Origin of the sequence: Gimesia aquarii (genome assembly GCF_007748175.1) — a bacterium.
GTDB lineage: Bacteria > Planctomycetota > Planctomycetia > Planctomycetales > Planctomycetaceae > Gimesia > Gimesia aquarii_A.
Genome location: NZ_CP037422.1, coordinates 3412972 through 3432711, shown reverse-complemented (window position 1 = coordinate 3432711; position 19740 = coordinate 3412972). Strand labels below are relative to the sequence as shown.

The 19740-nt window shown below is 43.4% G+C and carries 16 protein-coding genes; 10 read left to right on the top strand and 6 right to left on the bottom strand.

Annotated features, from left to right (window positions below):
• Positions 1-295: 295 nt before the first annotated feature.
• The 4 genes from V202x_RS13110 to V202x_RS13095 all read left to right on the top strand — a co-directional run bounded on the left by V202x_RS13110 (position 296) and on the right by V202x_RS13095 (position 3154).
• Positions 296-1198 (top strand): S1C family serine protease, encoded by a 903-nt coding sequence (locus tag V202x_RS13110; RefSeq protein ID WP_232098972.1) that lies wholly within the window; start codon positions 296-298, stop codon positions 1196-1198.
• Positions 1199-1456: 258 nt separating this feature from the next.
• Positions 1457-1822: an STAS domain-containing protein gene (locus V202x_RS13105; protein WP_144986573.1), complete on the top strand. Its 366-nt coding sequence runs from the start codon at positions 1457-1459 to the stop codon at positions 1820-1822.
• A 336-nt stretch (positions 1823-2158) separates the two neighbouring features.
• Positions 2159-2347: a Flp family type IVb pilin gene (locus tag V202x_RS13100; RefSeq protein ID WP_144986572.1), complete on the top strand. Its 189-nt coding sequence runs from the start codon at positions 2159-2161 to the stop codon at positions 2345-2347.
• A 282-nt stretch (positions 2348-2629) separates the two neighbouring features.
• Positions 2630-3154 (top strand): hypothetical protein, encoded by a 525-nt coding sequence (locus tag V202x_RS13095; RefSeq protein WP_145175411.1) that lies wholly within the window; start codon positions 2630-2632, stop codon positions 3152-3154.
• Positions 3155-3207: 53 nt separating this feature from the next.
• Here the strand turns inward: V202x_RS13095 and V202x_RS13090 are convergent, their stop codons facing one another.
• The gene (locus tag V202x_RS13090; protein WP_145175408.1) at positions 3208-4608 is read right to left on the bottom strand and encodes a PQQ-binding-like beta-propeller repeat protein; all 1401 of its coding nucleotides are present in this window, start codon (positions 4606-4608) and stop codon (positions 3208-3210) included.
• A gap of 65 nt (positions 4609-4673) precedes the next feature.
• The gene (locus V202x_RS13085) at positions 4674-5141 is read right to left on the bottom strand and encodes a RidA family protein (protein ID WP_145175404.1); all 468 of its coding nucleotides are present in this window, start codon (positions 5139-5141) and stop codon (positions 4674-4676) included.
• A gap of 156 nt (positions 5142-5297) precedes the next feature.
• Here V202x_RS13085 and V202x_RS13080 point away from each other — a divergent pair, with 156 nt between their 5' ends.
• The 3 genes from V202x_RS13080 to V202x_RS13070 all read left to right on the top strand — a co-directional run bounded on the left by V202x_RS13080 (position 5298) and on the right by V202x_RS13070 (position 10130).
• Entirely contained in the window at positions 5298-6341 is a 1044-nt protein-coding gene (locus V202x_RS13080) for an endonuclease/exonuclease/phosphatase family protein (protein ID WP_145175401.1), read from the top strand.
• Between the two features lie 200 nt (positions 6342-6541).
• The gene (locus V202x_RS13075) at positions 6542-8119 is read left to right on the top strand and encodes a PQQ-binding-like beta-propeller repeat protein (protein WP_145175398.1); all 1578 of its coding nucleotides are present in this window, start codon (positions 6542-6544) and stop codon (positions 8117-8119) included.
• A gap of 88 nt (positions 8120-8207) precedes the next feature.
• Entirely contained in the window at positions 8208-10130 is a 1923-nt protein-coding gene (locus V202x_RS13070) for a sulfatase-like hydrolase/transferase (protein WP_145175395.1), read from the top strand.
• 83 nt (positions 10131-10213) lie between these two features.
• Here the strand turns inward: V202x_RS13070 and V202x_RS13065 are convergent, their stop codons facing one another.
• Positions 10214-13762: a class I tRNA ligase family protein gene (locus tag V202x_RS13065; protein ID WP_145175392.1), complete on the bottom strand. Its 3549-nt coding sequence runs from the start codon at positions 13760-13762 to the stop codon at positions 10214-10216.
• A 233-nt stretch (positions 13763-13995) separates the two neighbouring features.
• Here V202x_RS13065 and V202x_RS13060 point away from each other — a divergent pair, with 233 nt between their 5' ends.
• Positions 13996-14475, top strand: a complete 480-nt coding sequence (locus tag V202x_RS13060) for a tRNA (cytidine(34)-2'-O)-methyltransferase (RefSeq protein ID WP_144986556.1) — start codon at positions 13996-13998, stop codon at positions 14473-14475.
• A gap of 6 nt (positions 14476-14481) precedes the next feature.
• On the opposite strand, the gene V202x_RS13055 is transcribed toward V202x_RS13060, so the two are convergent.
• Positions 14482-15483, bottom strand: coding sequence for an aldo/keto reductase (locus V202x_RS13055; protein ID WP_145175386.1), 1002 nt, complete (start codon positions 15481-15483; stop codon positions 14482-14484).
• A 969-nt stretch (positions 15484-16452) separates the two neighbouring features.
• Here V202x_RS13055 and V202x_RS13050 point away from each other — a divergent pair.
• Entirely contained in the window at positions 16453-16947 is a 495-nt protein-coding gene (locus V202x_RS13050) for a hypothetical protein (RefSeq protein WP_145175382.1), read from the top strand.
• A gap of 169 nt (positions 16948-17116) precedes the next feature.
• Positions 17117-17248, top strand: coding sequence for a hypothetical protein (locus V202x_RS28000; protein ID WP_261343774.1), 132 nt, complete (start codon positions 17117-17119; stop codon positions 17246-17248).
• Between the two features lie 172 nt (positions 17249-17420).
• Here V202x_RS28000 and V202x_RS13045 read toward each other — a convergent pair whose 3' ends face one another.
• Together V202x_RS13045 and V202x_RS13040 are read right to left on the bottom strand one after the other, a co-directional pair.
• Positions 17421-18380 carry a ferredoxin--NADP reductase gene (locus V202x_RS13045; RefSeq protein ID WP_145175379.1) on the bottom strand — a complete coding sequence of 320 codons (960 nt, stop codon included), beginning with the start codon at positions 18378-18380 and terminating at the stop codon, positions 17421-17423.
• 380 nt (positions 18381-18760) lie between these two features.
• Positions 18761-19735 (bottom strand): class I SAM-dependent methyltransferase, encoded by a 975-nt coding sequence (locus V202x_RS13040; protein WP_145175376.1) that lies wholly within the window; start codon positions 19733-19735, stop codon positions 18761-18763.
• Positions 19736-19740: the final 5 nt, after the last annotated feature.

The window sequence follows — 19740 nt, the reverse complement described above, 5'->3', positions numbered from 1 at the left end:
TTTTCTGTGAAATTCTTAGGAAATGACCCCAGAGCAACAATCACTTCGGTTTGACTCTCCTGCAAGAAAATCGTCGATTTCTCAGAAATGGCTGATAATAATTCTATTTGTCCTGATTACTGTAATGACATATGAATTAGTCAGCAGAAAATTGAGGCAGCCTGATTTTCGAATCCCTGAGCGAACGGATCTGACTCAATCCGAGTTAAGAACCATTGAGTTATTCCGTGAGTCTTCGCCATCAGTTGTACATATTCGTACTTCAGAAATTGCTCTTGAGGCAGGTCCACTCAGCATGAACCTTCAAAAAACCCCACAGGGTTCAGGAAGTGGGTTTATCTGGGATCGTAAGGGGCACATTGTAACGAACTTCCACGTAATACAGAAAGCGGATGAAGTATCAGTTACGTTGGCAGACAATAGCACCTGGAAGGCAACTTATGTGGGATTCGCGCCCTCTAAAGATCTGGCGGTTTTAAAGATTAACGCACCCAGTGAGCAATTAAGACCAATTAAAGTAGGGGCTTCCACAGATCTTCAGGTGGGCCAAACAGTTCTAGCTATCGGTAACCCTTTTGGTCTAGATCAAACACTAACAATCGGAATTATTAGTGGCTTGGGGCGAGAAATTATCTCAGTCACAGGTAGGTCTATTAGAAATGTCATTCAAACTGATGCTGCAATCAATCCTGGAAATTCAGGTGGCCCGTTACTTGATAGTTCCGGTCTTTTAATAGGGATGAATACCGCTATCTATAGTTCTTCTCATGTTTATGCAGGAATTGGATACGCAGTGCCCGTCGATCTGGTGAATCGATTTGTTCCTCAGTTGATACGTTACGGTGTAATTCAGATTCCCAGTTTGAACTTTACCGGGGTTGATGATTTTTTGACTCGAAGACTTAGGCTAAATAATCTATTACCGAGAGATTCGCATGGAGTCATGGTAAGAAATGTGATTCCGGGAGGAGCCGCTGATTTAGCTGGTCTGGAGGCAATCAGATTAGATAATAAAGGGAATTTGGTGCTCGGCGACTTAATTATGCAAGTAGATCAAATGCCAATTTCTGATGCGAATGATTTATTGGATGCCTTAGAATCACATAAGGTCGGTGATGAAGTGACTCTAATCGTTTTGCGAAATAATCAAAAAATCAAGTTGTCAACGAAATTACAAGAGTGGAAAAACGAACAATAACATCTGTTTTTTATGTTTGAGTCAGTTCTCACACTTTAGTTGTGGCTAATCGACTTGAGACTCGATGGTTTTTAAGCAACCTTAGTGTCGTTAAATAATCGATCTTAATGGACTTACGCTGATATATCTTAGAGATGAGATTGGGTTTCTTGGTTGACACTTTGTTGATATGGATTACTATGTGTAGGTTCCTTTGATATCCCTTCTTTTAGTATAAGCTGGGTCTTTACAAACGACGATCTTGTTGACAGTTCTATTATGCCTGCCGATTATCCACCAGAAATAGTCAAAGAGGGTCAAGTCACTGTAGTGGCCTTGGGGCCAGAGTACGAGAATCTGGATGAACCAAGACTCGATGCGTTGACAGAGGTACTATTACAAGTTGCTGAAACCGCATCACCTCCAGTAGTAGTGCTAGATCTTTCGCATACACTGTTTTTTGGGTCTGCCTTTATTGAAGTCATCTTTAGAATGTGGAATCGCCTCAATCACCGAGATGGCGGACGATTTTGTATTTGTGGCCTCAGCGAATATTGTACAGAAGTTTTGCAGGTAACCCATCTTGATAAGCTCTGGGAAACCTATGCAAATAGAGATGAAGCCATTAAAGCATTGAACTCGTAACAAAATGCTTTAATCACATCACTCTGTACGTCTTTCTTATTTCTCCTCATCTCTTGAGAAATGTATCTTCTTGGATTCGATAATACGTAGAATGTATCTGATTGTTTACACTTTGCTTAACGGTTTACTCGTTTTTGTTACTTTCCTTTATCCAATAGGAAAGTGTACCTATGGGCATATAGTGCCGTAGATGTTAGATAACAGCTGAAATAACTGCCCTTTTCTAGTAAATGGTCCCGAAACTTCTATAACTCTAAAATTTCGATAGATTGGTACAGGTTGTGCTTATTACTTGCTGAGAGGATTTTCTATCTGGACTACTTGAAAGGGCGACCTGTGTTAAACAAAATCCGGACACAATCACAAAAGTGGAAACAAAAAGTCCGCGGTGCTGTATTTGTTGAATATCTGCTGCTGCTTACTATCATTGGAATTGGTGCGATTGCTGGTCTCACTACACTGCGTAGTGCATTGATCAATGAATTAATGGATTTAGCAAACGCAATCAATGCAATCAATTCCTGAAATATTGATATTATGTATACTTTTTGATGATATTCCATCGCCTGTGTATTATGCACAGGCTTTTTTATTTGCTTCTGTGTAAAAGAACCTTTTTTACCATTCCTGGATGAGCCGATTTAGCTTTTGATGGCCTCTAAACAAAATAAAGGCTTATGAGAAAACTGGGTTTGCCTTTTTGCGTTAAAAGGGTTGGAATAAGTTGAATGGTATGAATATAATAGATCCGAAGAATAAGTAGCGTAAGAGCATATTATACTTTTAGTCATTGAGTGAGGCAGATCGATGAAACGACTATTGGCATTAGCTGTGGTGATGGGCTTATTTTACGTCACTATGAACAGCATGAGTTCTGCTCAACAAAAAGAAAAAGAAGCCAAGTCAGAGACGTTTGTTTCTCAGAAACAAGCTAAAAAAGAAGAGCAGGATTATTCTAAATATGATCGAGATGATTTAAAAACGAAACTTGGTCGTGCTTTTTATGACGCTCTTTCTGATGTCGAAAATGATATCGAAGACGAGGAAGTCAAAGGCTCAGATGGCAAGAAGCGTTCTGTGCTTCAAGAAGCACGCAGGACAATTTTTCAATCTGATCAAATTCTGGCACGTGTCAAAGCGGAAAATAAAAAAGCGTTGGCAAAGTTAAGGAATCCACCAAGAAGGGTGTTTCCTCAGCGAAAAAAAGTAGAGGAGAAAAAGGATCAACAGACTTTAAGGAAAGAGATTGAGGCACAAAAAAAGTTAGTTAAAGAGCAACAACAAAAACTGAAAAGTCTCGAAAAAGAATTGATTTCCGCTCCCACTGAATAATAGTCATCAGCATTTTTAGTATAAGCCGTGGTTTGGTTGGTCCCATTCCGCGGCTATTTTTGTTTAAGGTCAATGCAGATGAGCCTTTTTTCGTCTCGAATATAAAGCCTTTTGTCTGCAATTGCTGGATGCGCCCAAGCTTTAAAGCTGAGTAGTCCAGTGAGTTTTCCTTTTTCACGATACTCAGTTGGATTCGCTTCAATTAAAATCAGTGTCCCCTGCTCTGTGAGACAAATTATGTGGTCTTGCACAGCGATTTGTGTGCACTTTCCTACTCGCCTGGAGATCCATTGCACTTTTCCGCGTTGCATATCAAGGCAGCGATATGTAACAGTAGCCAAGTCTCCATGTGGACCATAAATATATCCATCCTTAATAATACTTGTGGCAAATTGATTTTGAAGTGCAAGGTTTTTCCAGCGTGAAATAGGGCGAATTTGTTCATTCTGCGTAGTTAACGCAAATCGCATACAACCAGTTCCATACGCAGAGGAAATAAATAGCGAGTCTTCATTCCAGATCGGTGTGGCGCAGTTACAGTTATATTTATTTCCCCAGACAATTCTCCAGAGCAGATCTCCCTTGTCAGGAGTAAGTGAGAGAACAGATTGGCCGGTAGGGACGATGAGTTGTCTTTGATCTTCAGCTTCAATCACGATCGGAGAGCCATAGCCAGGGGAATCACTTCCAGCAGCCCAAACCAATTTTCCGGTATTTTTATTAACGGCAATCACGGAGTTGTTTTTGGATCCGCCTGGTTGGAGAATCACTAGATCTCCTTCGATGAGAGGTGAAGCTGACATGCCCCAGTAATAAATTGTTTTCTGTTCTTGTCTTTGGGCACCACTGATCTGGAAAATATTCACTCTCCATGTGACTTTTCCAGAAGCGCTGTCGAGGCATAGTAAATCACCCGCTGGTAAGAGACAGTATAATTTGCCTGCTTGATATGTTGGCGTTGATCGTGGTCCACGTGCTTGTCTTTGTCTATCAAGGTAAGTCGGAGCGGCCAAGGTAGACCATAGTTTTTTTCCTGTGTGTGCATCAAAACAAACGACATAATCATTATTTAGATGTGTCGCCATAGTCCAAATACGACCCTCGGCAACCACGATCGAAGAAAAACCGCCTCCCAGGGGGACCCTCCAGAGAACGGTAGGACGATGCTGATTCCAGTTTAAATTGTGCCCGGTTTCGTCTGAAATTCCATTACGGTGATTCCCAAGAAAGGAAGTCCAGGTTCCTTTCTGTTGAGACTGTGTTGCTTTTTCCTCAGGTTCTTCCGTGGGGATTATTGTATTTGATTTAGAACCACCAGGAGTGACCTTAGGAAGTTGCCCGATTACAAGGCCCGGGTTTATTATTAAGGCAAGGCAAATACAGGTTATTCTTATTTGAAATGCATGTGAACTAAAAACGTACATCCAGTTAAATAAGATTTCTGGAGAAGGCATCTTTCTGAATCCATTAAAAAGAAATACCGAAGTGATTCACGTTTCTAATGCTTGGAATTCTCTAGCTATTCCTTGATTTCGACCCAGAGGGCTAATTGAACGGCAGCATTCAATGGCATTTCAGAAATCCCCAAAGCCACACGAGTGTGTTTTCCTATATCGCCAAATATGTCTGTCAAAAGCTGAGATGCAGCATTCAGTATATAGGGTTGTCGATCAAATCCGGGAGCAGAATGTACATATCCCTCTAATCGAATCAGTTTAGTAATCTTTGACAGTTCGCCGGTAACAGATTTAACTTGAGCTAAGGCATTCAAAAGGCACAAGCTGGCTGCGTTGGAACCATCATCTTCATGAAGTTGGTCACCAATTTTTCCCTTAAACATGAGTTCGGAACCAATAAAAGGGAGCTGACCACTCGTCACAATCACATTTCCAAACTGTGTAGCCGGAATATATGATCCAACAGCTTGCGGTGGAGATGGTAAGGAATGTCCCAGTTCCTGGATGCGTTCTTCCGGAGTTTGGCTCATTGTGAATTGAATTCCCTTTAATAATAGAAGTTAGAGTTTCGAAAATTCAGCTTTGATACTAAAACTCTTAAATCATAACATAGCTTAGAAGAGGTCTACCACATATAGACATATGGAATTAGCCAAAATTAATTCAGAGTAGAGAAATCTATTTAAGTGAAAACGGTCAATATGAGTCTCCAAAAATCTGAGAATAAGACAAACTTTGAGAAGAAAATCTCAGATCAGAATTTACTAATATTCATGAAGGGGCCACAATTCTGGCTGTCTAGAATTTTCATTCTCAGCCTCTCTACGTTTTTAGTTTTGGCGTTAATGATTCGGTTAACGATTCGTGATTCCGGAGGTGTAATATCAACATTAATTTATTATATGACACCGCTAATTTTACTAAGTTTTGGAGCGGCGATACTTTTTGTTTTATCCTGGCGCGCTGGTTGGCATCGAATTGCTTTCGTCTGGCTTATGCTATCTATTATTACGGGGATTTGGTGTGCGAACACTCAATTTCAGCGCAACAACTTACAGATAGAATCAAAAGAAGTAAATCGTTCAATAAGACGGATTGCTTTTTGGAATATTGGAGATCGATTGTGGGGCATGGATGCGGTTTTAGATGAGTTAAGAAATTTGGATGCTGATCTCATCGGTCTAGTGGAAGCAGGACCTGGTTCAGCTGAAATGAAACAGTTTTGGCTGAATTCATTTCCCGATCATCCTCATCAAGTTGTAAAGAATGGCTTTGTGTGCTTATCCAGAGTGCCCATTACACATCATAGTTCAGGCACACTTAGTGAGATGGGGAAGTATGAACAACTGAGCTTGAAACCAGATCAGGGGGCAAAAGCCGAATTATCGGTTTATCTTGTAGACATTAAGAGCAATGTATTGAAATCAAGAAAGGAAGCACTAGTCGCATTGGCGAAATTAATTTCTGAAACAAACGATCAACCTGTTTTCGTACTAGGGGACTTTAATACTCCCAGTGATTCAGTTCACTTTCAACCTTTAAGAAGGTTTTTAAAAAATTCTTTTGAAGTTGCTGGAGACGGCTATATGGCAACTTGGCCTTTGCCTCTGCCCGTTCTCGACCTCGACAGTATTTGGGTGAACGATCAGATTGGTGTCAGTCATTGCGAAAATAGATGGACTTGGGTATCTGACCATCGTCCTGTGTTGACTGAAGTCTTTCTGAAGTAGTTCAAACAAAACTGATTCGTCGTCTGTCAAATCTGAACGGGTAATGAACAGATTACAAAAGATCGTAAAAATGGATCAATTCACGTTTCCTGCTTCATCCGGTGTCTGTGCTAGAGTATAATTCAAGTCTACATAATCCAATCCTGGTAGCGGCAATACTGGGGAATTATGGCTCGTATCTCGAAAATGAGGGGCTTCTTATGCGGTCGATTCGTCTCTTTTGTCTGGTGTTTTGTCTGATTTCAGGATTTGGGTTGTCTCAGATTGATGCTGCTATTTTTAGTGGAATTATTCAATCGATTTCTGAGGACCAAAAACGAGTGGTTATCAAATCATCTCAAGGTAAAGAAAAAAGTTTTTTAATCCCAGATTCAATTCCCACAACGTTCAACGGCAAAAAAACAAAATTTGATCAGTTTAAGGTGGGGCAAAGAGCGACAGTTTTTACTTCAGCCTCTGGAACAATTACTCGATTTTCAGTAAGGAATAGCACAAATCGTAGTGCTACAAAATCAAAACCGAAGCCACGTGTGAGTAAACGCAAAAAAGAAGTGCAGATGAAAGATCAGTTTGGATCTGCCAATCAAGGGAATGCGCCTCAAGCATGGACGCAGTTTCGTGGTCCGGGACGAGCAAACATTTCGGCAGAGACAGGCTTGTTAAAAGACTGGAATCAGGCTCCACCCAAATTACTGTGGACTGCCCGTGGTTTGGGAGAAGGATACTCTTCCGTTTCACTCAGTGGTAATCTGCTATTTACTATGGGAACCAAGTCAAATGAAGAAGTGGTCATTGCCCTTGACGTAAATACGGGAGAAATAGTCTGGTCTCAGTCAAATGGTTCTATTTTTAAAGATGGACAGGGAAATGGCCCCCGCTCGACTCCAACCATTGATGGTAACGTTTTATATGCGTTAGGCGCAAATGGAGATCTCTCCTGCATGACAACCAGAGACGGGAACGTGGAATGGACCAAAAATATTCTTCAAGAATTCAATGCGAGTAATATCGTGTGGGGTATTAGTGAATCTCCGTTAATTGATGGCGAAAAATTGATCTGTTCTCCCGGCGGTCAGGGAGCAGCTATGGTGGCACTAAATAAGCAGAATGGTGCTACGATTTGGAAAGCGGCTGTTCCCGGTAATCCTAAAGCTGCTTACTCATCTGCCATCATTGTGAATGTTGGAGGTGTCAAACAATATGTCAACTTCACTCATGATGGAATCATGGGAGTTAACGCCAAAACAGGAACACCTTTATGGGGAAATAATCGTGCAGCAAATAAAACGGCGAACTGCTCTGCCCCACTTTTCTCCGCTCGTAACAACGCAATTTTTTATGCCTCAGGCTATGGAACCGGTGGTGCTCTGCTCAAATTATCTGCTTCACAAAATCGTGCGACTGCTCAGTTAGGGTTCTTCACCCAAGACATGAAAAACCACCATGGTGGTATGGTGGTAGTAGATGGGTTCGTTTATGGGTCAAGTGATCCAGGTGTGCTTACTTGTATCAATTTATCAAATGGAGAAACAGTTTGGCAGAATCGATCTGTTGGTAAAGGGGCACTTACTTGTGCTGATGGTCATATCTATATGCGGAGTGAAGCAGGCCCGATTGCCTTAGTTGAGCTCAGTCCCAAAGCATATGTAGAAAAAGGGCGGTTCAACCAACCTCAACGGAGTGGAAAGCCTGCTTGGCCTCATCCTGTTGTAGCCGATGGGAAATTATTTTTACGTGATCAGGATTCACTTTTATGTTATGACTTACGTAGTAAATAATGGTGTAAATTAAAAAACGCCAGATATTCATATTCAAAAACAACAAAATCTCAATGCTTTTAAAAGATCAGAACTGAAAGAAAATAAAATGCAGTGTAGAACTTCTTTGAGAAATTATATGGGTTGGATTCAGTTTGCTTTGATCATTGCTGTGATATTGAATTTCAATCTGATGCTTTTTGCAGCGGATTCAGAGGCCGGACGTCCAAATATTCTATGGATTACCAGCGAAGATAATGGCCCTCATCTTGGATGTTATGGGGATCAGTACGCAGATACCCCTCACATCGACAAACTGGCATCTCAAGGAATGATCTATCTTAACTGCTGGTCGACTGCTCCAGTTTGTGCTCCCGCACGGACGACTTTAATTACAGGCATGTATCCTACTTGTCTGGGAGCCGAGCATATGCGGAGTATGGTGAAACTCCCTGATGGCGTTTTGATGTATCCTCAGTATCTTAGACAAGCAGGTTACTATTGCACGAATAACAGTAAAGAGGATTATAACGTAGCCAAACCAGGTACTGTGTGGGATGAATCCAGCAGAAAAGCGCATTGGAAGAATAGAAAGCCAGAACAACCCTTCTTTGCTGTATTTAACCATACGATTAGTCATGAAAGTAAGATACGCAATCGGCCACACAAGCTGGTACATGACCTTGCTAAAGTCCGAATTCCCGCTTACCACCCTGATACGCCGGAAGTACGCCATGACTGGGCACAATACTATGATCGTATTACTGAAATGGATGCGTTGGTCGGAAAAAATCTCAAAGAGTTGGCAGACGCAGGATTAGCCGATGATACGATTGTCTTCTATTATGGAGATCACGGATCAGGTATGCCTCGCAGCAAACGATGGCCTTACAATTCCGGTTTACAGGTTCCGTTAGTTGTTTATATTCCACCCAAATTTCGAAATTTAGCACCAGCAGATTACCAGGCTCAAGGTAAGTCGGACCGATTGGTTGGCTTTGTTGATTTTGCACCGACTCTGTTAAGCTTGACTGGGATTAAACCTCCAGAGCACATGCAGGGAAATGCGTTTATGGGAAAATATGAGGCACCCGCTCAGCAGTATCAATTTGGGTTTCGAGGTCGCATGGACGAGCGGTATGATCTGGTGCGATCTGTCAGGAATAAGCGTTATCTCTATATCAGAAATTATATGCCTCATAAAAAGTATGGTCAGTATTTAAACTATATGTTTCAGACCCCGACAACTCAGGTCTGGAAGAAAATGTATGACGCAGGGCAGCTGAAACCGCCTCAAACCTATTTCTGGGAAACGAAACCAGCAGAGGAATTGTACGATCTGGAGGCAGATCGAGACGAAGTGAATAATCTAGCGTCCTCACGAGATCACCAGGACATTTTAGCCAAGCTTCGTGAAGTTCAACAGAAGAAGCTGTTAGAAGTTCGAGACTTGGGTTTTCTACCTGAAGCGGAAATTCATAGTCTTTCTGATGGTGGGGCTCCCTACCTCATCGGGAAAAATACAGAGCTTTACCCTTTGCCCAAAATTCTGGCGATGGCGGAATTGGCATCATCCAACAATTCTGATAACCAGGATCAACTAATAACAGGATTGAAGGATTCTAATTCAGCAGTTCGTTATTGGGCTGCGATGGGCCTCTTGATTAGCGGTAGAGATGCAGTTCAACAAGGTCGTCAGGAATTACGAGAGTCATTAAAAGATTCTTCAAAATCAGTGCGGTGTATTGCTGCAGAGGCTCTCGGAAAATTTGGTAATAAAAAAGATGTGCGGAACGCTGTTAATACGTTATTTTCCCTGTCAAATCAGAATCAGGATGGGCTTTACGTTGCTATCTTGGCATTGAATGGACTCGAAAAACTGGACGAAAAGGTTGCCCCAGTCAAAGAGAAAATTACACAGCTACCTCGTAAGAATCCAAACCTGAATAGAAGATTGCAATCATATGTGTCACGACTGATTGAAAGAATTGAGGAAAAAGAAACGCCCGCGAATCTCAAGAAGCCACAGTGATTTTTCATTGTGAGCATGAATAAATTGCTTAAGCATGTCAGAACGGAATTGTATTTCGCATTAGCTGTTCCGCATTGAGTTTCTTACGATTTTTCAATTCGAATTGATACTTTGGAGTTACCAATTGTGACCTCTTTTGTGTCATCAGTGTCGTCTGATTGATTGAGAGTGTCACCCAGTGTTTCTCCCAGAATGTACTCAGACCAGCCTGTCACAGATTTTTCGACTTCTGTTGCTCCATTGGAGTTAAAATAGATATTGATGCGATCTTCAATTTCCAGATCGGCTTCTTTGCGAAGTTGTTGTACTTGCCGCACAAAGTCACGGGCCATCCCTTCCTCTTCTAATTCAGATGTCAATTTCGTTGAAATGGCGATTTGAATTCCCTGATCGTCAGCACAGACCCAATCGGCAGCTTGCTCTGTTCCGACCAAAACATCTTCTGGTTGCAGATCGATTTGGTTTCCAGATAATTCGAGAGAGACAGATTCACCGCGTCTGAGTGGTCCAAGCACGGCATCGCCTAATTCAGGAAGTTGTTGACGCAGCATGCTCAGTAGTTTCCCATATTTAGGGCCGAGCGTTTTCAGATTTGGCTTGTAGGTATAGCTCACAAGTTCGTCCAGGTTTTCACAGCGGGTCACTTTTTTAATATTTAATTCTTCTTCGATCGTATTTGCGAGACTTTCGATTGCGTCCATCTGCTTTGGAGTCTGGCAGGCGAATCTCAATTCTGCCAGAGGCTGCCGCACGCGTTGATTGGATTCATCTCGTAGTTTATGGCCTAATTTAACTACAATTTGTGCTTGTGAAGCATGGAAATTGAGTTCTTCATCTAAAAGAGTCGAATCGCATTGTGGATAATCGCAAAGGTGTACGCTAGATGGAGCAGTCTGGTCCCAGCTAGTCACCAGATTCTGGTAGATTCTTTCGGTCAGGAACGGAATACTGGGAGCTAATGCCTTGGAGAGTGTCACCAGAACTTCGAATAATGTTTGATAAGCGGCGAGCTTATCTGTATCATTTGCATCCTGAGAACGCCAAAAACGACGCCGATTACGCCTGATATACCAGTTCGATAGATCATCGATAAACGCAGTCGCTTTTTTCAAGAAAGCGGCATAGTTATAAGCTGCAATTTCCGTTTTCGCAGTAGCCAGTAATGACTGCAGGTTCGATAAAATCCAGCGATCGATTTCAGGCCGTTCTGCGATAGGAACACTTTCCTGTGAGGGATCAAATTCATCAAGCCGTGCATAGTTAACAAAGAAAGCATAAGAATTCCAGAGTGGAATGAGCACCTGACGGCGAATTTCATCTGCCGGCTTACTTTCAACCAGGCAGGTGGGCGCACCTTCTTTTGTTTGATTGATTGGGCCTTCCGGTGTGACAAGCGTCACTTCCTGATCCGGATGTCTCATACCAAAACGCAGGTCAGATGCCGGATTATGTGTCAGATACATCCAACGCATGGTGTCGACACCCAACTGTTCAGCAGCTTCTTCAAACCAGATCGCGGTTCCATCCGATTTATGCATTGGCTTCCCTTCTTCATTCAAAACCAGACGATAGCCTAGTAGGGTTTTAAAGGGAGGTGTCCCATCCATCATGGTTGCCATCGAGAGCAAAGCATAGAACCAGTTTCGGAATTGACCGGGGAAGCACTCAGAAACAAGATCTGCCGGATACCATTTTTTCCACTCTTCTGGATTTGTGTTGTATTGCATGGTTGAGAAAGGAACAATGCCCGCGTCCAGCCAGGGATTACCCACATCGGGGATGCGTGACATCAGATTGCCGGTTTTGGGATTACGGAGTTTTACTTCGTCGATCCAGGGACGGTGGGGTGTATGCCCTTCGAGTGCTTCCCAGCCTTCCACGGCGCGTTCTTTTAACTCAGCCAGAGATCCAATGACCTCGAAATCCTCCGTTTCTTCATCGACCCAAATCGGTAGGGCTAAGCCCCAGAATCGCTTTTTGGATACCATCCAGTCACGCATGTTGGTAAGCCATTCCAGTTCATGCTGCTCACCATCAATACTTGAGGGGACCCAGTTAATCTGACGGGTCACATCCTTGATTTCTTCGCGCCAGTCCATATTGATGAACCATTCATCAACAAGTCGGAAAATTAGTTCATCTCCCGTTCGCCAACAGTGCGGATAAATATGTGGATATGGTTCTGTAGAAACCAAGAGCTCTTTTTGTTTCAACAATTCAAAGATTAATTCTGGTGTTGTGGGATCAATCGCCTCTTTGCCAGTAAATGGGCCGAATCCCTCTTGAAATCGCCCGTCCTCGCCTAAAGGAGCGATTGCGACAAGTCCTAGTTGTTTCCCCAACTGATGGTCGACATCGCCGCAGCCAGGAGCTGTATGTACGATACCCGTTCCCTCACCTGCAACCACATGTGGATTACCCTTAAAATCGCGGCCGCCATCAACGACTTGATGACAGGTGATTCCTGTTTTGTCCAATAGTGTTTCATCACTGGGATAGCCACCCGGCGATTGCTGAGCCGGAAGATCATCAAAGGGCCCTGTATATTCCCAACCCACCATCTCGGCTCCTTTGATCGTGTCGAGAATTTCGTAACCCCCCTGCTCTTTGAAGATTTGCGCCAGTGTTTTCAGCTTGGGTACATCCTTAGGCCACGACCATTCCGGTCGACCAAAACCTTCTTTGTATTCTTTGCTTAATCTTTGATATTCCAGGTTATCTTTTGCAAAATAATAGACTGCATCATCTTTCTTGGCGCGTAATTTAACATAATCAAGTTCTGGATTAATGGCAGCGGCGACATTACTGGTCAAAGTCCAGGGAGTGGTCGTCCAGATAAGCAGATATTCATTCTCACGATCTTTCAGCGGGAACCTGACAAAAACTGAGCGGTGGACAGAAAGCTTTCGCCCGTCAGCGACTTCCATCTGGCTGTAAGCACTGCCTCCCCGCCCGGACCAGGGCATCACATCATAACCACGATAAACCTTACCCCGTTCAAAACACTTTTTGAGAAAAGTCCAGATTGTTTCATTATTTTCTGTGGAGAATGTAAAGTAACTTCCACCCCATTCGGCGTTTCCCAGACGTGAGACCAACATATCAGCCGTATCTGTAACCTGTTGACCACTGGGAGCTGTGAAATTGAAATCTGCGTCCGTACCAACGAATTCGGCTAACGCTCGTAGCTGTTCAGGGTCATCCCAGTCCATCCAGTAACCCAGGCGAACCGACTGCTCGGTCTGTCGGGCTGCAAAACGCAACACCCGCTTTTTACACTCATTCACGAACTTGTCAATACCGTCTTCGACGACTTCCTGCTTGGTTCCATAGCCAAGCTCTTTTTCCACTTCCACTTCCACCCATAGACCTTGGCAGTCAAATCCATTTTGAAAACGGAGTTCGTGTCCTGTCATCGCGTAATAACGTTGATAGGCGTCTTTGTATGCCCTGCCCCATGCATGGTGAACTCCCATCGGGTTATTGGCAGTCATGGGACCATCAATAAAACTCCATTTGGGTTTTCCTTTGTTTTTCTGGCGAAGCTGGTCAAAAATCCGATTGTCTTCCCAGAATTTGAGGACATCGTGTTCACCTTCAATGAAGCTGGCGTCAGTTACTTTTTGAAACATCGGTAATTCTTATTGAGTCGTGATGGTTTGAAGAATGAGAAAATAGTCCTTCTTCAGGACTTGCTGTCTGTACCGTTTCCGTTCGTGAAATGGTACGCTCTGATTGACTGGTATTTACGAGAAGTATAATAACCAGAATGCGTTAAGTATTACATAGATTGAGCTTGCTTACGAGAGCTATAAATTCCTATTTATAACTGTTTTAAGAGAATTTTAACAAATTGAGAGTCTGAATGTCATCATCTTCTGAACCTTTACTGCATATTGTACTTTACCAACCAGATATTCCCCAAAACACAGGAAATATCGGTCGTACCTGCGTCGCCATCGGTGCCAAATTGTGGTTAGTCAGACCACTCGGTTTTAAGCTGGATGAAAAGCATCTACGGCGTGCTGGTATGGATTACTGGCAACATCTGGATTGGGAAGCCGTCGATAGTCTGGAGGAAGTTCAATCACGACTCTCTGACAGGACATGGTGGAAGCTGACAAAGTTCGCCACCCGCTATGTATGGGATGCAAAGCTAGAATCGGGCCATGTATTGCTGTTTGGAAGCGAAAGCAATGGGCTTCCCCCCCGAATCTTGGAGGAGTCACCCAATAGCAATCTGAAACTACCAATGCGGGAGCAGGTACGTAGTCTGAATCTGGCGAGTACTGCAACAGCTGTCATGTATGAAGCCGTTCGCCAGATGGGAGGGCTGCCGCATTAAGATATCCTATTTTCCTCGACCTGTTACCGGATATTGCGGATCCTGAAATCCTTTGCCGCTGTGTTCGCCCGGAGGGACAAGTGAGTCGATAAAGGCCTCGTCTTCATCTGTAATTTTGACATCCAGACAACCCAGATTATCGTCGAACTGTTCCATTGTTCGAGGGCCAATGATGATTGAAGTCAGAATCGGATTCGCCAGGCACCAAGCCAGGGCAAAATTTGTCATTGAGACCCCTTTTTGATCACAGTAAGTCGCAATTTCCTGTGAAAGTTCGATACTGACATCACGAAGTTCTGCTTCATTCATGCGTTTATCATTTCGAGAGGCACGGCTGCCTTCCGGAAAGGGCTGATCTTTTCGGTACTTGCCTGTCAAAATTCCTCTGGCAAGGGGGCTATAGCTGACAACGCCAATCCCCTTTTCCTGACAAAGTGGTAACAGCTCTACCTCGATGTCCCGGTTCATGATGTTGTATAAAGGCTGTACGCAACTGAAAGCATGTAGATTTCGAACCTCACTGGTTCCAAGCGCCTCCATTAAACGCCACGCACGGAAATTGGAGCAAGCAATGTAGTGCACCTTACCAGATCGAACCATATCGTCCAGAGTGCGAAGCGTTTCTTCGATCGGAGTCTGGTAGTCCGGAGTATGCACATAGTAGATGTCGACATAATCAGTACCTAGACGCTGCAGGCTGCGGTCCAGTTCCCGCATAAGATGGACTCTGCTGGCTCCCGCATCGTTAGGTCCATCTCCCATAGGCGCGCGTCCTTTTGTGGCTAAAATCACTTTGTCACGACGATCTTTCAGAGCTTTTCCGACAACAGATTCTGAGCCACCAGTACTGTACATGTTTGCGGTATCGAAGAAGTTGATCCCGAGGTCAATCGCTTTGTGCATGATGGAGATAGAATCTGCCTCATTGGTGGGGCCTCCAAACATCATTGTGCCCAGGCAAATCGGAGAGACACGAACGCCAGCTTTTCCTAAGTTACGGTATTCCATAATTGTATATCCTGCTGAATTCTCTGGTGTAAGTTGGCTTTGAAAATGATGCTCTCTATCTTCGGGTTTTATGGCCGAATTCTCAAGGGACCTTAAATTCCTTTAACATATGTGGTTGAAGATTTTGTCAAAGACTGTTAAAGTAATAATTTGAATTACCAGTTTAGTTTTCAAATATTGCTCATATACGTACTTCATTGTTAAACAATTGTGTATTGAGCAATCACTTTTAATTAAAATCCATCTTTTTAGAAGCAGATACGAAAGGCATTTCTTCGAATGGGAACCAAGAAGACAGGTAAAGGTCGCCGAAAAATTGGTCGTAAAAAACGACGTGCTCGAGCTAAGATCAGACATCGTAAAGGCTAGAATCCGTGTTGTTTTGTTAAAATGAATCATGAGCCAATTCCATGATGGTGATTTGAGGTTTTCACTCAATTTATTGTGATACGTGATTTTAAAGGGGCTTTTTTTAAGCCCTTTTTTTATTGTCACGTCGAGACCTGAACAGGTTTAATCAGTTCGCTACGATTACCAAAATTCTTCCTCAAAAAAGATCCTCTTGACATTCTCGGGAATCTTCCCGCCGAGTAATTCGCTCTGAAACCAGTTGTCAATTTCGCACTTGACACCAACGCGCCGTTCTCGAAACTCCCTGATTCTGCGTCGCGCGCGCGAGGCACGTTTTTCTGAGCACTGCTCACAGCGCACCACCTCAGTTTGTGCATGCGAAAAAGCATCGTTTTTTCCACATTTTCACCTGAAGCACCAGAACTGGTTCTCCATGTCTCGTATCGAGTCACCCCTTTTGAGCACGCTTTCTGAATCCGCAAGTAAAACCAAACCGCAATTTTGTACCACATCTCAGACAAAACTGCGCAAATCTTTCTGTTGACCCGTGTGCGCCGTTGGGCATGATGAGACTCACTCAACAAAGAAAGCTCGCGTTTAAATAAAGGAATGACGAACATGATCAATTTTACCTCTCAAGGAAAAACAAAGCTCACTAGAGAACAGCAAATTCAATTAGTGCACCTTGTAAAACATTTACTCAGCCTCGGAAAACATCCTTTGGAAATCAAACGTGCGGTTAATCTGGAATTCAATCTTTCCACACGTTCGATTGATCGTTATATCACTCGTGCCCGCCGCGAAATGGTAGAACGTCTGGAAGTTCCGATTGAACAGTTACGTGCTGAATCATTTTTCTTCTATGTCAGTGTGATCAACGATGCCAAGTCCACCCAACGCGAACGCCTTCGCGCTCGCGAACGCATCGATAAACTGTTAGGCCTCGATAAACCGATCCAATCCCGCGGCAACGTCTGGCAACTCAATCTGACCCCGGACGACATCCAGAACATGTCCGACGAAGAACTGGAAGCCGCCTACCAGAGCCTGCTGAAAGAAGCCAACGAGCAACAACCCACACCATACCGAATAGCGCCCATTACCCCTAGCTGAAAATCGGGAAGTGCATAAAACGCATCGCGGCGCTTTCGTCTAAACAAAAGGAATCTATACTACCACGAAAGACACGAAATTCCATGAGTGACAGTTCACTGGAGACCACTGGAAACAGACTTGACTGACGAACCAGAATGATCATTGATTACACGTAGGGGCGGGACCCATGTGTCCGCCCGTCAGGGTTGGTGCGATTGTGGTGCGTCGTGTGGATGTTTTGCGAGGTTCCGATGTTGAGTGTGAGATAGTGGAATGTCGCAAGGCGGGGCGACACATGGGTCGCCCCCTACAAGTGTGATACTTGCTGGGCGATATTAGGCTGCGGTCATCTTTTTAAGTTCACACCAATGACTTCGGCACCATTCTCATTTTTCGTGTCTTTAGTACTTTTCGTGGTAGTAAAAAACTCGAGCTGTTCTGATGGTTTCCGAACCGGTCATTGGTAAATTGAATACTGAGACACGATTGGCTTACCAGTATTTTTCGAAATGAATATTTCCTGGAACTTTGGGACTTGAGAGTTGGTAGCCCTGCTTTGTGAGTAGCTCTACCATGCCTTTCGACTCTGGAAATTCGAGTTCTCCCGTTTCATTTTTTTCAGGCAGGCCGATCATCGATGGATTGCCACAGAGAAAAATGTGGGTTTGTTCTGGGTTTGCAGCCCAGCCGAAGACTTCCTGGAATTTTTCAGGTATGATCATATCCTGTAAGTATTGCTTACCAACGAATTGCGGATGATTCTGGTCAATATTTTCCGGCTCTCGTGTCGTGAAAGCGGCATAACGGTAATTCGAGTATTGTTTTTGTAGCTCCTCTTGTTGTGCAAGATACCCGAGGTCTCCTCGATAACGTACACAGGTCATCGAGGCAATTTGTCCTGAGTGACCTCGCTTGAGCAATTCAACGGCCATGGAATTATGAGGGGCTTCTCCGGTACCTGTGCCCGCAAAAATGACATTGTCATTCGATTGAATAGGTTTGAGCGTATAGGTGCCAACTGGTTTTTTGCCAAGATGCAGACGATCGCCAACTTTTAATCGAAAGAGGCGCGGTGTGAGCGGAGGATCATCTGAATCAGGACGGAGAACAAGAGTAATATAAAATTCCAGATAATCGATCTGATCATTTGAAAGTATTTTGCCTTGCGAGTCCACCATAGGACAAGAGATCGAATAGGCACGACGGATCAATTTAGGTTTGGGCAGTTCTGCCAACACGCCATTATCGACGCGCGGTTCCCAGGAACCTAAGCCTAAAGTTGTATATTGCCCGCCTGAAAAAACAGGAATTTCTTGATCAGGCTTGATTCGAACAATCATCAAATGCTCGTGAGGCATACGCAGATCTTCGATCGTTGCGTTATAATGTTTACTGCGTAACTCTTCAATTTCAGGAGTCGATTCTCCGCTCGGAGTATTCGATGAATTCATGTCTCTCCCTGTTGTGCTCTTGACCACAGATTGAGGTGGTTTGTTCAATATTGGATTGTGAAAATGGATGAAACTCAGATTAAAAAGTAGTGACTTTTCTCGTTAGTCTTCAATTAGCGTTGATAAATTAACGTAGAGTCTCATCGATTTTATTTACGCAGATTACTTTAGAATGTTTTATCCTCTATCACTTTTTTAGGTCTGATTGTCAAGTCATAGAGAGCGTTTAATAATACTCTATTAAATATCAAAGAAATTTTGGTAATTGCAACTGAGATGAGCTTGTCATAATTGGTTTTATGTTTAGTTTTTCTAATTGAAAGTATTCAAATATTGTTGTCTAAAATGAGAGGGTTTTTGGAGTGAGGCTAAGGTAGGAATCATACAGATTTTGTTCCCTGGATATTCACTCCGCTGCCAATCAGTAGGTTATGCTTGTAACACCAACGATAAAGAGTTCCTGATTTTTCTGGAGGCAGGATTTTTAAATTTTCGAACCCGGCTTGTTCAAACCAGGATTTGAGCTCTTCGATTGTATGGTGGTATTGATAGGCAGGAGCATACCAGTCAAATGTGTCACACACTCGATTTTCCCAATGAGGGTGGTTACTGAAGTTGACGATTTTATTCAGAATTTTATTGATTACAGGAACGCCTCCAAACCAAGCGCCCAGACGACACCACTTTTCCAGTTTCTCGGGAGACATGCGCGTGGTGGTTTTTCTCAGAGCTGAGTTGATCCATTCTTGCCACCACTGATTTTTGCGGTAGAGCCAAACAGAGTAGCGGCCCCCAGGTTTAACCATAGCGGCTACTGCATTGAATACAGCACGCGTGTCTTTATCATGGTGCATAACGCCTATAGAAAATACAAAATCAAATGAGGAAGGTTCAAAAGGGAGGTGCTTGAGATCAGCCTGGACGAGATGGACGTTTTCAAGATGATTGCATAATTTTTGAGCCTTCTCAACGGCCGTTGTATGGTCTGCACCAAATACCATTCCTCCTGCTTCCGCAGCCACCTTACTATAGCGGCCTCCTCCACAGCCAGCGTCCAGGATTTTGAGTCCTTTTAATTCACTTAATGGCAAGCCTGTTTTGGCTGTAAACGTCGCTCGATCTTCATCAGCATGCGCAACTTCGTACTTATTCCATTGCAGACCAAAGCTCGAAAGATGTTCTTGTTCTACAAAACGTGGGATACCCTTTATCACAGAATAAGATTGGCTGGTTTGCTGATCGACTAAAAGCTGATTTTCTTTGTCGAATTCCAGTGAGAAGTGATTTTCTGGATTTCTCAAAACTTCAAGAAGCCCCTGAGAAAGAAATGGCTTTGTTGATGTTTCTTTCGTCATGGTTC